Origin of the sequence: Ruegeria sp., from assembly GCF_965243365.1 — a bacterium.
Classification (GTDB): domain Bacteria; phylum Pseudomonadota; class Alphaproteobacteria; order Rhodobacterales; family Rhodobacteraceae; genus Ruegeria.
The window spans coordinates 595,529-609,251 of sequence record NZ_CBDEUW010000002.1 but is presented as its reverse complement, the minus strand read 5'-3'; the positions used below and the strand labels follow the sequence as shown (position 1 = coordinate 609,251).

Annotated in this window: 12 protein-coding genes; 5 read left to right on the top strand and 7 right to left on the bottom strand. The window is 58.7% G+C overall.

The window, feature by feature from the left end:
- Nucleotides 1-159: 159 nt before the first annotated feature.
- A complete protein-coding gene (gene metF, locus ACP0GE_RS06755; protein WP_424831221.1) occupies nucleotides 160-1,026 on the bottom strand; it encodes a methylenetetrahydrofolate reductase [NAD(P)H] in 867 nt (288 codons plus the stop codon).
- 95 nt (nucleotides 1,027-1,121) lie between these two features.
- Between metF and ACP0GE_RS06750 the strand changes: the two genes are divergently transcribed.
- Together ACP0GE_RS06750 and ACP0GE_RS06745 are read left to right on the top strand one after the other, a co-directional pair.
- Nucleotides 1,122-2,027 carry a LysR family transcriptional regulator gene (locus ACP0GE_RS06750; RefSeq protein WP_424831220.1) on the top strand — a complete coding sequence of 302 codons (906 nt, stop codon included), beginning with the start codon at nucleotides 1,122-1,124 and terminating at the stop codon, nucleotides 2,025-2,027.
- 96 nt (nucleotides 2,028-2,123) lie between these two features.
- On the top strand, nucleotides 2,124-2,909 hold the full coding sequence (locus tag ACP0GE_RS06745; protein ID WP_424831219.1) for an inositol monophosphatase family protein: 786 nt from the start codon (nucleotides 2,124-2,126) through the stop codon (nucleotides 2,907-2,909).
- Nucleotides 2,910-2,960: 51 nt separating this feature from the next.
- Here the strand turns inward: ACP0GE_RS06745 and bhcD are convergent, their stop codons facing one another.
- From bhcD to bhcA, 4 genes are read right to left on the bottom strand one after another with little or no spacing between them, the layout of a single operon-like run.
- A complete protein-coding gene (gene bhcD / locus ACP0GE_RS06740) occupies nucleotides 2,961-3,938 on the bottom strand; it encodes an iminosuccinate reductase BhcD (protein ID WP_424833821.1) in 978 nt (325 codons plus the stop codon).
- A 21-nt stretch (nucleotides 3,939-3,959) separates the two neighbouring features.
- A complete protein-coding gene (bhcC, locus tag ACP0GE_RS06735) occupies nucleotides 3,960-5,123 on the bottom strand; it encodes a 3-hydroxy-D-aspartate aldolase BhcC (RefSeq protein ID WP_424831218.1) in 1,164 nt (387 codons plus the stop codon).
- Nucleotides 5,124-5,134: 11 nt separating this feature from the next.
- Complete coding sequence (gene bhcB, locus ACP0GE_RS06730; RefSeq protein WP_424831217.1) at nucleotides 5,135-6,106, bottom strand: beta-hydroxyaspartate dehydratase BhcB; 972 nt, start codon at nucleotides 6,104-6,106, stop codon at nucleotides 5,135-5,137.
- Between the two features lie 11 nt (nucleotides 6,107-6,117).
- On the bottom strand, nucleotides 6,118-7,308 hold the full coding sequence (gene bhcA, locus ACP0GE_RS06725) for an L-aspartate--glyoxylate aminotransferase BhcA (protein WP_424831216.1): 1,191 nt from the start codon (nucleotides 7,306-7,308) through the stop codon (nucleotides 6,118-6,120).
- Nucleotides 7,309-7,510: 202 nt separating this feature from the next.
- On the opposite strand from bhcA, the gene ACP0GE_RS06720 reads away from it, so the two are divergent.
- Nucleotides 7,511-8,329 carry an IclR family transcriptional regulator gene (locus tag ACP0GE_RS06720; protein WP_424831215.1) on the top strand — a complete coding sequence of 273 codons (819 nt, stop codon included), beginning with the start codon at nucleotides 7,511-7,513 and terminating at the stop codon, nucleotides 8,327-8,329.
- Here ACP0GE_RS06720 and ACP0GE_RS06715 read toward each other — a convergent pair whose 3' ends face one another.
- Complete coding sequence (locus ACP0GE_RS06715) at nucleotides 8,330-9,073, bottom strand: rhomboid family intramembrane serine protease (RefSeq protein WP_424831214.1); 744 nt, start codon at nucleotides 9,071-9,073, stop codon at nucleotides 8,330-8,332.
- A 42-nt stretch (nucleotides 9,074-9,115) separates the two neighbouring features.
- Nucleotides 9,116-12,520 (bottom strand): bifunctional proline dehydrogenase/L-glutamate gamma-semialdehyde dehydrogenase PutA, encoded by a 3,405-nt coding sequence (gene putA / locus ACP0GE_RS06710; protein ID WP_424831213.1) that lies wholly within the window; start codon nucleotides 12,518-12,520, stop codon nucleotides 9,116-9,118.
- A gap of 102 nt (nucleotides 12,521-12,622) precedes the next feature.
- Here putA and ACP0GE_RS06705 point away from each other — a divergent pair, with 102 nt between their 5' ends.
- Together ACP0GE_RS06705 and ACP0GE_RS06700 are read left to right on the top strand one after the other, a co-directional pair.
- Nucleotides 12,623-13,105, top strand: a complete 483-nt coding sequence (locus tag ACP0GE_RS06705) for an Lrp/AsnC family transcriptional regulator (protein ID WP_424831212.1) — start codon at nucleotides 12,623-12,625, stop codon at nucleotides 13,103-13,105.
- A 36-nt stretch (nucleotides 13,106-13,141) separates the two neighbouring features.
- Nucleotides 13,142-13,705 (top strand): tetratricopeptide repeat protein, encoded by a 564-nt coding sequence (locus ACP0GE_RS06700; protein ID WP_424831211.1) that lies wholly within the window; start codon nucleotides 13,142-13,144, stop codon nucleotides 13,703-13,705.
- Nucleotides 13,706-13,723 lie beyond the last annotated feature (18 nt).

Below are 13,723 nucleotides of genomic sequence, written 5' to 3'. Positions count from 1 at the left end.
ATTAGATGGAGTAAGGGCAACAGTTTCCCGAGGGTAATCAAGATTGTTGCCTGGGCAGTCAAGATTGGCGGCCGGATTTGATGCGAAATAGCAGCAATACAAAAAAGGAGCGTCCGGCCAACAGGGATTTGGTCCGGACGCCAGTTGAATAACGGTAAGTCAGGCGACGTTCTGCAATTCCGTTTGCGGAGTGATTCCCAGTGCAAAACACACGTCACGAGTCAGCTCTGGACGATTGAGCGTGTAGAAATGAAGCTTGTCCACACCGCCCTCGATCAGGTCCGAGCACAATTCGGAGCATAGCGCGGTCGCCAACAGATCTTCGCGGTCATCGCGAACGGCTTTTTCAAAGGCCTGTTCGATCCATGTCGGGATTCGTGTGCCGCAACGTTGGGCGAATCTGCGCGCGCCTTTCCAGTTTTCAATGGGCAGGATGCCCGGAACGATGGGTTTGTCGATCCCTGCTTTGACACAGGCATCGCGGAACCGGAAAAAGGTGTCGGCCTCGAAGAAGAACTGGGTCAGTGCCTCATCAGCGCCTGCATCCAGTTTGGCTTTCAGCCAGTCAATATCTGCCTGCGCGTTCTGCGCCTCGGGGTGAATGTCGGGGTAGGCACCGACGCGGATACTGAACATTTCGGTCTCGGCAAGGGCCTCGATCAATTCGACCGAGCTTGCAAACCCGTCCGGATGCGGAACAAACCGGTCCTGACCCTTCGGTGGATCACCTCGTAGGGCTACGATGTCCTGAACCCCCGCGCGGGCAAACTGATCGGCGATGTCCAACGTTTCTTGGCGCGAGGCCTCAACACAGGTCAAATGTGCCGCAACTGGCAGGCCAGAGGACTTGTGCAGCGTGGCAACCGCATCCCGCGTCAGCTCGCGGGTTGTGCCGCCCGCGCCGTAGGTGACCGACACGAAACGGGGTTGCAGCGGCGCAAGCGTCTGTACGGTGTCCCACAGGCGGAACGACGCCTCAAGCGTCTGAGGGGGAAAGAACTCAAAAGAAATCTCGGGCTTGGTCATCGGTGTCTCATCCACAAAAACTTAGGCTCTTGTGGCACGTCATAGATTGTGAAACAAACTCATATTACTCAAGAACAACATGAGTTTTGTGTGAAATGCATATCGAATTCCGGCATCTTCGAACCATCAAGGCCATCCATGAATGCGGTGGGCTGGCCCGCGCGGCGGATCAGTTGAACATCACCCAGTCTGCTTTGAGTCATCAGATCAAGGGGTTAGAGGATCAAGCCGGGGTCGAGCTGTTCTTGCGCCGCTCCAAGCCGATGAAACTGTCGGCGGCAGGTCTGCGTCTGTTGCGTCTAGCCGAACAGATCCTGCCGCAAGTTGAAGCGATGCAAAACGAGTTCTCCTCGCTGCGCGACGGACGCACCGGACGGATGCATATTGCCATCGAATGCCACGCCTGTTTCGAATGGCTGTTTCCGGTTTTGGAAGAGTTCCGAAAATCCTGGCCGGATGTGGACGTTGATATCCGCCCCGGGCTGGCCTTTGACGCGCTACCGGCGCTGCAAAAAGAAGAGGTGGATCTGGTTGTTTCCTCGGACCCCGAAGACCTGCCCGGCGTCGAATTCGTCGAATTGTTCGATTATGACGCGGTGTTCGTGGCTGCATCCTCACATCCCTTGGCCGAAAAACCCTTTATCGAGGCCGAGGATTTTCGTGGACAGACTTTGATCACTTATCCGGTGGAACGCACCCGCTTGGATGTTTTCAGCCAGTTGCTGATCCCTGCGCGGGTTGAACCGACGACAATTCGTCAGGTCGAACTTACCGCAGTAATCCTGTTGCTCGTCGCTTCGAACCGGGGTGTCTCGGTTCTTCCGGACTGGGTTGTGCGCGAGGTCAAATACAACTCGGACTACGTCACCCGACCCCTGACCGAAAAAGGAATTACCCGCAGGCTGTACGCTGCGGTAAGGTCCGAAGACCTTGAAAAACCCTTTGTTCAGGACCTTGTGAAACTGGCGCGAACCGAAGCCCGAAAGCTGCAGACACAATAGGCGTAAAACGCGGGTCTGCTATGCGCATCATTCCTCTTGGCAAGGGCGCAATGCCCCAGTATACGCGCGGTTTGACCGGACAGGAGCCTTGGAACAATGGTTGGCAGTGCAAATCTCAACATCATGATGAAAGCCGCGCGTAAAGCGGGGCGGTCTTTGGTCAAGGATTTCCGTGAGGTCGAGAACTTGCAGGTATCGATGAAAGGTGCCGGTGATTTCGTCTCCAGGGCCGACATCGCTGCTGAAAATATCCTGAAAGAGGAACTGCTGGGTGCCCGTCCGACCTATGGCTGGTTGGGTGAAGAAGGCGGCGGCGAGGATGGCGAAGACCCGACCCGTCGCTGGATCGTCGACCCGCTGGATGGCACCACGAACTTCCTGCACGGCTTGCCGCATTGGGCGGTTTCCATCGCGCTGGAACACAAAGGCAAGATCGTCGCTGGGGTGATCTACGACGCCGCCAAGGATGAGATGTTCTTTGCCGAAAAGGGCGAAGGCGCGTGGATGAACGACACCCGTATCCGTGTTTCGGGCCGTCACCGCATGATCGAGTCGGTTTTTGCCACTGGCGTTCCTTTCGGTGGCCGGTCCGATCTGCCTGCAACCTTGCAGGATCTGGCTCGCCTGATGCCTGCCTGTGCGGGTGTGCGCCGCTGGGGTGCTGCAGCGCTGGACATGGCGTATGTTGCCGCCGGTCGCTACGAAGGTTTCTGGGAACGCCGCCTGAACGCGTGGGATTTGGCCGCTGGGATCATCATTGTCAAAGAAGCAGGCGGCTTTGTACAGGCGCTGAACCCGGAAGGCAGCGTGCTGGAGGATGGCGAGGTGATCTGCTCGAACGAGCCGATCTTTGATCAGTTTGCGAAAGTAATCCGGGGCTAAACCCCGTATACCACGGATGGACAAGCGCGACCCAAAGGAGGCGCGCTTTTATTATAGCGTGATGCGCTGTGCCAGTCCGGCCTCATCCGCCAGCTGAGCCGCGACCGAGGCGACGGCCAGATCCTGAAGCCCAACACCTGTTCCGTCGAACAGAGTGATTTCTGCGTCACTGCTGCGCCCTACATGCTCACCGTTGATCACCGCACCGATCTGGGTGATGTCTTCTGCCGACAGATCGCCCGCACCCACTGCGTGTTGGGCTTCACCGATGGTGATGGACTGCGCGACCTCATCGGTGAAAACGGTGGCCACTGTGACCAGTGCCGGATCGACCTCCATTTTGCCTTTGGTATCCGTGCCCATGCAGGCCAGATGGGTGCCGGGTTTGATCCACTCTTTCTTCAAAAGTGGTTCAAAGGCTGAGGTTATGGTGATGATCACATCGGCCTGTGCACCCAGTTCCTGCTGGCTGACGGCCTGGAATTCCAGCCCCAGCTCGTCAGCGACGGCCGCAAGACGGGGGAGCATGTCCGGATGGGGATTCCAGGCGACGACCTTTTCGAAATCCCGTTGCTCGGCTGCGGCGCGGAGTTGGAAGGTCGATTGATGTCCTGCCCCAACCATGCCCAGCACCTTGGCATCCTTTCGGGCCAGATGCGCGATGGACACCGCTGACGAGGCAGCAGTTCGCACGGCGGTCAGATAGTTCCCCCCCACAAGCGCTGACAGTTTCCCGGTGTCAGGGTCGAACAGAAACACCGTGGACTGATGGTTTGTCAGCCCCTTGTCGGCATTTCCGGGCCAGTACCCGCCGGACTTCACGCCCAGAACCTGACCGTCGCGGTCAAACCCGGATTTGAAGCCGTATAGCGCATCCGCATAACCCAACGCTTCGCGCACGACCGGAAAGTTCCACGCGCCGCCGCTGGCCATTGCCCCAAAGACCGATTGAACCGCCTCAAAAGCTTGTTCGCGGCCAACCAACTGCTGGCAGAGGTCTTCGCCCACAATCAGCAGGCCATCTTGCATATTCATGGCATCCCTCATCGCTTAATAGGCCTTTCCACGTGCCGAGACGGGCCAAAGGGCTTCGACTTTCCCGTTCCGAACACCCACGTACCAGTCATGGACGTTGCAGGTGGGGTCACAGTGACCCGGCACCAGCCGCAGCTTGTCGTTAACTTTGAGCACACCGTCCGGATCACCGATCACTCCGTGCTCGTCCGAACACTTGAGGTATTCGACATCATCCCGCCCATAGATAAAGGGTAGCCCGCTATCGACCGATTGCGCCTTCAGACCCGCGTCGCAGATAGCTTTGTCGACTTTCGCATGGCTCATGACGCTGGTCAGAATGAACAGGGAATTCTCCCATTCGCCCTGATCAATTCGCTTGCCGTTCTGGTCCAGAATGCGGCCATAATCCGCGTCCATGAAGGCGTAGGAGCCGCATTGCAGCTCGTTATAAACGCCCGAGTTGCTTTCGAAGTAGTAGGACCCTGTGCCGCCGCCGGAAACCAGGTCGCAATCAATGCCTTCGGCTTTCAGACCCTCGACAGCGTCCTTGACCATTGCGATGGCAACATCCAGCTTTTCCTTTCGCGCCTCATAGGAGTCGAGATGCTGCATCGCGCCCTGATAGGCCTGTATCCCGGTGAATTTCAGGTTGGGTGCAGTTTCGACCGCTTTGGCGATTGCGACCACGTCCGGTGTTGTCGTGACACCGCAACGGCCAGCGCCACAGTCGATCTCAACAAACACTTCCAGCTCGGTCCCATGGGTCTGAGCCGCGGTTGACAGGTCCGCGACGTTGTCGATGTCATCGACGCAGACAATTGTGCGGGCACCCAGCTTTGGAAGGCGGGCAAGGCGGTCGATCTTGGCCGGATCGCGCACCTGGTTTGAAACCAGAATGTCCTTGATGCCGCCACGGGCAAAAACTTCCGCTTCCGAGACTTTCTGACAGCAAACACCAACTGCGCCGCCCAGTTCCTCTTGCAGCAGGGCGACATCCACCGATTTGTGCATTTTCCCATGCACCCGGTGCCGCATTCCGTGCGCTTTGGCATAGTCGCCCATTTTCTTGATATTCCGCTCCAGCGCGTCCAGATCAAGGATCAGGCAGGGCGTCTGGATTTCGGACTCGTCCATGCCGATGGCAGCAGGGATGTCAAAACCAACCTCAAGCTGATCAATATTTGCAGGTTTGTTCATCTTCTTCCTCCTTACCCTTTCAACCAGGGCAGTTTGTCCAGATCCACATTGCCGCCGGTGACGATCACGCCGACACGCTTGCCCCGGAACACGTCAGGGTTCTTAAGAATAGTGGCCAGCGGTACTGCTGAGGATGGCTCCATCACCACCCGCAAGTACTTCCAGGTCAGTTTCATCGCATCGATGATTTCTGCGTCAGACGCCGTGAAGATATCGGCCACGTGGTTCGATACGAAATGCCAGGTGTTTTCCTTGAGCGGCACCAGCAACCCGTCGGCAATTGTCTTGGGGGCATCATCGGCGATGATATGGCCCGCCTTGAAGGATCGATACGCATCGTCCGCCTGCTCCGGCTCGGCCGCATATATCGCGGTTTGTGGGGCCAGACTGGACACCGTGAGACAGGTGCCTGAAACCATGCCTCCGCCACCAATTGGCGCGATGACTGCGTCTACGCCATCGGTTTGCTCCAGCAGCTCTGCCGAGCAGGTCGCCTGACCTGCGATGACGCGGGGATCGTTGTAGGGATGTACGAACTCTCCCCCTGTACGCGCCTGCACCTCGGCAAAGGTTGCCTCGCGGGATGATGTTGACGGCTCGCATTCGGTAATGATTCCGCCATAGCGGCGCACGGCGTCTTTCTTGGCCTGCGGCGCTGTGCGCGGCATGACCACGTTGCAGGGAATGCCCCGGCGAGCGGCAGCGTAGGATAGCGACAGGGCGTGGTTGCCGCTGGAATGCGTACAGACACCCTTGTCCATCACGTCTTCGGGCAGACCGAATACTGCGTTACAGGCTCCTCGGACTTTGAAGGCGCCCGCTTCCTGAAAATTCTCGCATTTGAAGAACAGCTGCGCGCCGGTCAGGTCGTTGAGGTACTCCGACGTCATCACGGGTGTTCGACGAATGTGCGGTTTGATCCGTTCATGCGCGGTGCGCATGTCGTCGATTGTCAGGTCAGTGGCTGAGATTTGGTCCAACATTCCAACCCTCCCTAAGCTGCGGCTTTTGCACGGTCGGATGAACCGTTGCGGAAGTAATCCTGAGCGGCGGCCACTCCGGTGCCCAGCTTGATTGGGTAATTGAGGTCGGCCATTGCCATCTCGATCGTGGCGAGCCCGGACAACACCATGACATCCGTCAGGCTGCCCAAATGGCCAATACGAAAGGCTTTGCCGTTCAACTGTCCCAACCCGATACCGAAGGAAACGCCATAAGTGTTGAACGCGTGATCCGTCAGGGCGTTACTGTCGAACCCCTCGGGAACGTAGATCGCGCTGACCGTGTCCGAGTAGAGATCGGGCGATTGGGCGACCAGTTTCAGGCCCCAGGCGTCTACCGCACGGCGCACGCCCTCGGCCAGCCGGAAGTGACGGGCATAGACATTGTCCAGACCTTCTTCAAACAGCATCTTAAGACTTTCGCGCATGCCGTAGATCAGTTGAAGCGGCGGCGTGTAAGGGAACCCGCCCGAGGCATTGGCAGCCATCATGTCGCTGAAGTCAAAGAAGGTACGGTGCAATTTGGCCGACTTCGTAGCCTCCAGCGCCTTGGGGCTTACGCATAGGATGGCCATGCCGGTCGCCAGCATGAACCCTTTTTGCGATCCCGAAACAGCGATATCGACACCCCATCGGTCAAACTCGAATGGCATGGATGCCAGAGAGCTGACGCAATCCACGAACATCATCGCCGGATGATTGGCAGCATCCATGGCCTGCCGAACGGCGTTGATGTCCGAACGAACGCCAGTGGCCGTTTCATTATGCGTAACCAGAACGGCGCGGATGGAATGGGCCGTGTCGGCAGACAGGACGTCTTGAAACTTGTCAGCTGGCGCGCCGCTGCCCCACGGGCAATCAATAATCTGGACATCCAGACCGTGCCGTTGACAAAGGTCGATCCAGCGGTGGCTGAACACGCCATACCGGGCCACCAGAACCTTGTCGCCGGGGCTGAGTGTATTTGTGATCGCTGCCTCCCAGCCGCCGGTTCCGCTTGCGGGGAATGTCACGATCTGGCCTTCGGTCGTGCCAAAGACTTTTTTGGTGTCCTCAAGAACCGGTGCAAAAGTTTCCACAAAGTCCGGCGCACGGTGATCCTGCGTCTGGACTTGCATGGCAAGGCGCAGGCGGTCGGGGATGTTGGTTGGTCCTGGAATGAAGACCGGGTTCTGGTTTGACATCAGTATGTCCTCCGCTTTGGACATAAGTGTCACTGCAAAGCGCTCTATATGCAATTTTCTTGAAAAATATTTTCATTTATGAAATAAAATACTTAACACGCTGAAAATATTATCCTTTCAGTTTTTCATTCCCGGCATCGAGAAACTGAGAAATTTTCTACCAATCGTTGGATGGTCGATATCAGAAGCGAGGAGGCCCGGCATGGAGACTCAGAAAAGACCGCGTGGCAGGCCGAAATCACTGTTCAAGGAAAGCTCGGCCGGGACCATGCAATCCTTGGACCGGGCGCTGGGCGTGTTGACATCTGTTGCCCGGCTGGAACGGGCCGCACTCAGCGATCTTGCGCGCGAGATCGATGTACCTACGGCTACAACACACCGTATCCTCGTCACATTGCAGAAACACGGCTTCGTGGCCTTTGACGATGAGCGGCAGGAATGGATGATCGGGATCGAGGCCTACCGCACAGGTGCCACTTTCCTAAGGCGTAGCAGCGTGCTTGAGATCGGCCGACCTATTTTGCGGCGTCTGATGCAGGATAGCGGTGAGACGGCCAATCTGGCTGTACCCGACGGCGCCGAAGTCGTTTTTGTGGGGCAGGTAGAGACCCCAAATCCGATCCGCGCCTTCTTCCCTCCGGGTGCGCGGACGCCGATGTACGCTTCGGGCACGGGCAAGGCGATTCTGGCGGCGATGACCGACGTGGCCCTGGCCAAGGTTCTGGCCAAGACTGACCCGGTTGCCTTCACCACCCACACGCGATTGCCGGAATCGGGGCTGGCCGAAGATCTGTCCACGACCCGCGCGCGTGGCTGGTCGTTTGACAGCGAGGAGCGTTATGAAGGCATGTCCTGTATCGGCGCGGCGATCTTCAACAGCAGGGGCGAGCCCTGCGCGGGTATTTCCGTTTCCGGCCCGACGGTCCGCTTTGATGAGGATCGTGCACCGGAACTCGCGTCGCTGGTCGTACAGGCAGCGTGGGATATTACTCATCTAAGCGGCGGGCAGGCGCCGGAATAGCTATCGGCGGGGCACGCGGGGAATGCGCGAGGCCGAAAGCTTGTATTTGCTTTCGGGGTGAGGGGGATGACCATGCGTTCGGTTCCAAAAGGCCGTTCCCCCACGTTTGAGCCAAAGCGGGACGCATAGGATCAGCCCGACAACAAACCCGCCGGTATGGGCCCAATAGGCTACACCGCCTTCGTCGGGGCTGCTGGACAGGCTGCCCAGGAACTGAAACCCCAACCAGATGCCCAGCATGACAAAGGCCGGGATCGTGAAGACGCGGAAATAGACAATCAGGATCAGCAGGATATCCACGCGGGCGCGGGGAAACAGCAACAGATATCCGCCCATCACACCGGCAATCGCTCCGGATGCACCTACGGTCGGCACAATCGAACCCGGAGCTGTGGCGACATGGATCAGTCCGGCACCGATTCCGGCTACAAGGTAGAACAGAAGAAAGGGCAAGTGACCCATTTCGTCTTCCAGATTGTCGCCAAAGATCCAAAGGAACAGCATGTTCCCGGCCAAGTGCATCCAGCCTCCGTGCAAAAACATCGACGTCACCAGCGTCTCAAGTGCGACGCCGTCAGCGATACGCGCGGGAATGATGGCGTAGTCGAAGTAAAACCGGTTGATCAGGCGCGCGTCGTCCATGATTCCCACATAGCTGAGGAAAATCAGAATGTTTGCCGCCATCAATGCGTAGACAACAAACGGCGTGCGCCCCGAGGGATTATGGTCACGGATCGGAAACATGCCGCGACGCTGGGCTTTTCATGGCCCAGCGTCAAGGTCCGGTTATGCCGCACCTCCCAAAAGGGCGGCATTGCCGCCAGCGGCGGTGGTATCGACGCAAACGTGACGTTCACCCAAGACCCGAGCGCGGTCCGGCTTGCCGGGAATCAGCGGTAGGATCGGGCCGTTGCGCCGGGCAAGGTGTTGTTCGATCTCGCGCGCGGTCTCTTCGTTGCCCCACCACAGAACGCCGGAGACGTTGCCTAGGTTTTCAAGCCGGTGCAGATCCAGATCGCCTGTTGCTTGTATGGCAGTGCCGCCCAAGGCCCGAACCGCATCGGCCTGCGCTTGCGCGGCATCCTTGCCCGGTCCCATGCACAATAGCGGCGGGCGGGGGAGTTCGCTCAACCGGTTTGACTCACCGGTCGGGCCGGGCAGGGACTGAGTCAGGACCTCGGCAGGTTTGCCTTGTGGGGCCGGAATGGACGCCATTGCGGTATCCCACCGGCCAGAGGTTGTCTGCCGATCCGGCGCACAGAACCGCGCCATGTAGTTCGGGCCGCCCGCCTTGGGCCCCGTGCCGGACAGGCCTTCACCGCCGAAGGGTTGTGAGCCAACAATCGCGCCGATCTGGTTGCGGTTAACGTAAATATTGCCCGCATGGATCGCTTCGGTCACGTGCTGCACGCGATCATCGATCCGTGTGTGCAAACCAAAGGTCAGCCCATAGCCAGTCGCGTTGATGTCGGCGATGACCTTGTCGATTTCCTGCGCTTTGAAGCGTGCGACATGCAGCACCGGGCCAAATATCTCCCGCTCCAACGCGGCAATACCGGGAATTTCGATCAGAGTGGGGGCGACAACGATTCCTTCGGGGGGAAGGGCTAGTTCCCTAAGCACCCGCCCGCTGACACGCGCTTGCGCGACATGATCCGCAATGCCTTGACGCGCCTGTTCATCGATCACCGGCCCGCAATCGGTCGAGATCAGCCATGGATCGCCAACCTGAAACGCATCCATCGCGCCTTTGAGCATGGTCAGGACATCATCGGCGATGTCTTCCTGTACATAAAGGCATCGCAGGGCCGAACAGCGTTGCCCGGCGGATTGAAAGGCGCTTTCCATGATCGATTGAACGGCCTGTTCGGGAAGGGCGGTACTGTCCACGATCATCGCGTTCAGGCCGCCGGTTTCCGCAATCAACGGCGTGCCCGGGCGAAGATTATCCGCCATTGCAGCGCGGATTTTCAACGCAGTGGCGGTTGATCCGGTAAAGGCCACGCCGCACACGCGCGGATCCGACGTCAGCGCCGCCCCAACGGCTGGCCCGCCAGGCAGAAGTTGCAGCGTGTCTCGGGGCACCCCGGCCTCGTGCAACAGTTGCACCGCACGGTATGCGATCAGCGGCGTTTGCGGCGCGGGCTTGGCGAGTACCGCGTTACCGGTCGCCAATGCGGCCGAGATTTGACCCGTGAAGATTGCCAGAGGGAAGTTCCAAGGGCTGATGCAGGTAAAGACCCCGGCGGGCTTTGCGCCGTCCGGGATATTGGCTGCGTAATAGCGCAGGAAATCAACCGCTTCCCGCAGTTCGGCCACCGCGTCGGGCAGCGATTTTCCTGCCTCGCGGGCCAACAGGGCGAACAGCTCACCAAAATGCGCCTCATACAAATCCGCCGCCACGTTCAGAACACGCGCGCGTTCTTCCGGTGTGGCTTGCCACGGGTTGGCGGTGGCCAGGGCCATTTCCACATCCTCAGCGCTCGCACCGGCAACCGAACCGGGGTGATCCTGGGGTCGGGCCGGATTGATGACCGGCTGCTCGGCCTCGGGCTTGGCGGTTTCCGCCAATAGAGGTTTCGCGTGCCAGCGATGCGTGCGAAACGCCTCGCGGGCGGTTTCAATCCGGTCCAGCGTCGGAGTGTGATGCAGATCGAAACCCATCGAGTTCCTGCGTTCCGGGGCGAAGAGTTCGGGTCCTGTCGGCAACGGCTTTGCCGGGCTTTTGACCGTTTCGAACGGGTCAGCCGCAACCTCTTCCGGGGCGACATCCTCATCCACGATCTGGTTCACGAAGGACGAGTTCGCCCCGTTTTCCAGCAGCCGTCGTACCAGATAGGCCAGCAGATCACGATGCGCGCCAACGGGGGCGTAGATGCGGCAACGGGTGTTCTGCTGGTCTTTGACGATCTGGTGCAGGGTCTCGCCCATACCGTGCAGTCGCTGGAACTCGAACGGCTGACCTTCGGCCATGTGCAGGATGGCGCTGACCGTATGCGCGTTGTGGGTGGCGAATTGCGGATAGATACGGTCCGTCATTGCCAGCAGCTTGCGGGCATTGGCGATGTAAGACACATCCGTTGCCGCTTTTTGGGTGAAGACCGGAAATCCATCGACCCCTTCGACCTGAGCGCGCTTGATCTCGGTATCCCAATAGGCGCCCTTGACCAGCCGGACCATCAGCTTGCGATCGTGGCGTTGAGCCATGTCATAAAGCGTATCCAGAACCAAGCCCGCGCGCGGCCCATACGCTTGCACCACGATGCCGAAACCGTCCCATCCCGCCAACGCAGGCTCGGCCATGACCGCCTCGATGACCTGTAGCGACAGCGACAGGCGGTCCGCCTCTTCCGCATCGACATTCAGCCCCATACCGGCGGCTTTGGCCAATAGGGCCAGGGCGCGCAGGCGGGGGACCAGCTCCTCCATCACGCGCTGTTCCTGTGCCAGTTCATAGCGCGGATGCAAGGCCGAGAGTTTTACCGAGATGCCCGGGTTGGCGCGGATGTCGTCGTGGATGCAGGCCTCGGCAATCGCTGCAATGGCGCGGGAATAGGACAGATGGTAACGGGCTGCATCGGCCTCGGTTCGCGCAGCTTCGCCCAGCATGTCGTAGGAATAGGTATAGCCCTTATCTTCCATCCCTTTAGCGCGGGACATGGCGGAATGAATGGTTTCTCCCAGTACGAACTGACGGCCCATTTCTTTCATTGCACGTCCCACGGCGGTACGGATCACCGGTTCTCCCAGCCGTTTGATCGCCCCGCGAAGGGCACCAACGGGCGAGGGCTTGTCTTCATCCAAAACCCGCCCGGTCAACATCAGTGCCCAGGTTGAGGCATTGACCAGAGACGACGAGGACCGCCCCAAATGCTTGCCCCAATCCGAGGGTGCGATTTTGTCCTCGATCAGCGCGTCGATGGTGTCTGCATCTGGTACGCGCAACAGTGCCTCGGCCAGACACATCAGGGCGACGCCTTCGTCGGTGGACAAGCCATATTCGGCCAGAAACACCTCCATCAGTCCCGGTGATGTGCTGGACCGAATGTCGCGCACCAACTGCGTCGCCGCAGCGCAAATGACCTGAAGGTCGGCGGGTTCCAGGCTCGCCTGAGCGATCAGATCATCCAAAATGGCGGATTGATCAGCATAGGTTCGTGTGTCGATAAGGGTGCGCAAGGTATGAGACATGTGTCCTCCGGAATTTCGAGCAGTATACATGTGAATTTTCGGGACAATCGCTCGAATTTCCGTATCATATGGTCTAATGATCTGAAAAATGATGGAAGATCGATGCAAAAAGACTTTCCCGGGCTGGACCGGTTCGACCGGGCCCTTTTGACGATTCTGGCCGAAGACGGCCGGATATCCGTTGCGGATCTGGCGCGGCGGATCGGGTTGTCGAAATCACCGACACAGGCGCGGCTGAAGCGGCTTGAGGCTGAGGGCGTCATCACCGGTTATCGGGCGATGCTGGACCCGATCCGGCTGGGTCTTGACCATGTCGCCTTTGTCGAAGTTCGCCTATCCGACACGCGAGAGAAGGCGCTGGGAGAATTCAACACCGCAGTGCGCCGTATACCCGAGATCGAGCAAGCCCATATGATTGCATCGAATTTCGACTATCTGCTCAAGGTGAGGACGGGATCGATGTCAGAGTACCGGGCCGTTCTGGCCGAGAAGGTTTCAGCCTTGCCGCATGTTGCGAACACATCGACTTTTGTGGCGATGGAGGCGGTCAAGGAAACCGGCCTTCTGGGCGCGCTTGAGAGCTGAAGTTGACGCAAAACGGTTCTGCGCCATCATTGGCGTATGAAACGAGTCGTTATTGCCCTGACATTATCGGCGCTGCCTTTTGCTGGCCAGGCAGAAACCTGCCCTGATGCTTTGGATCATAGCGCGGATATCGACGCGCTGATTGCGCAGGTGCAGGGCGCGGCATCACAGGCCGATGCCCGCGTCATTTCTAATCAGATGTGGGAACTGTGGACGGACGCTCCTGACGTGAGAGCGCAGGCTTTGCTGGATCAGGGAATGGGTTTGATTCAGATCGGTGATTTGGCGGGGGCTTACAGCATCTTGAATGCGCTCGTCGACTACTGCCCGGATTATGCCGAAGGATATAATCAGCGGGCTTTTGCGAGCTACCTCAGGAAAGACTATGCAGCAGCGCTGAATGACCTTGATGCCGCAATCGACCTGTCGCCGACCCATATTGGCGCGCTCAGCGGGCGGGCGCTGTCCCTGTTGGGGTTGGAGCGTATTGATGAAGCACGGGCCGCCCTGAAACACGCTTTGCAATTGAACCCATGGCTGGCTGAACGCGCCTTGTTGGAACCGGGCGGGGCGCTGGACCCGCCCGGAAAGGATATCTGACAACAAAGAAAGCCACCG

What these genes read in the sequence shown, in the direction of transcription:
- metF (WP_424831221.1), bottom strand. Translation starts at nt 1,026, where the DNA reads ATGACCAAGCCCGAGATTTCTTTTGAGTTCTTTCCCCCTCAGACGCTT.
- ACP0GE_RS06750 (WP_424831220.1), top strand. Translation starts at nt 1,122, where the DNA reads ATGCATATCGAATTCCGGCATCTTCGAACCATCAAGGCCATCCATGAA.
- ACP0GE_RS06745 (WP_424831219.1), top strand. Translation starts at nt 2,124, where the DNA reads ATGGTTGGCAGTGCAAATCTCAACATCATGATGAAAGCCGCGCGTAAA.
- bhcD (WP_424833821.1), bottom strand. Translation starts at nt 3,938, where the DNA reads ATGCAAGATGGCCTGCTGATTGTGGGCGAAGACCTCTGCCAGCAGTTG.
- bhcC (WP_424831218.1), bottom strand. Translation starts at nt 5,123, where the DNA reads ATGAACAAACCTGCAAATATTGATCAGCTTGAGGTTGGTTTTGACATC.
- bhcB (WP_424831217.1), bottom strand. Translation starts at nt 6,106, where the DNA reads ATGTTGGACCAAATCTCAGCCACTGACCTGACAATCGACGACATGCGC.
- bhcA (WP_424831216.1), bottom strand. Translation starts at nt 7,308, where the DNA reads ATGTCAAACCAGAACCCGGTCTTCATTCCAGGACCAACCAACATCCCC.
- ACP0GE_RS06720 (WP_424831215.1), top strand. Translation starts at nt 7,511, where the DNA reads ATGGAGACTCAGAAAAGACCGCGTGGCAGGCCGAAATCACTGTTCAAG.
- ACP0GE_RS06715 (WP_424831214.1), bottom strand. Translation starts at nt 9,073, where the DNA reads ATGTTTCCGATCCGTGACCATAATCCCTCGGGGCGCACGCCGTTTGTT.
- putA (WP_424831213.1), bottom strand. Translation starts at nt 12,520, where the DNA reads ATGTCTCATACCTTGCGCACCCTTATCGACACACGAACCTATGCTGAT.
- ACP0GE_RS06705 (WP_424831212.1), top strand. Translation starts at nt 12,623, where the DNA reads ATGCAAAAAGACTTTCCCGGGCTGGACCGGTTCGACCGGGCCCTTTTG.
- ACP0GE_RS06700 (WP_424831211.1), top strand. Translation starts at nt 13,142, where the DNA reads ATGAAACGAGTCGTTATTGCCCTGACATTATCGGCGCTGCCTTTTGCT.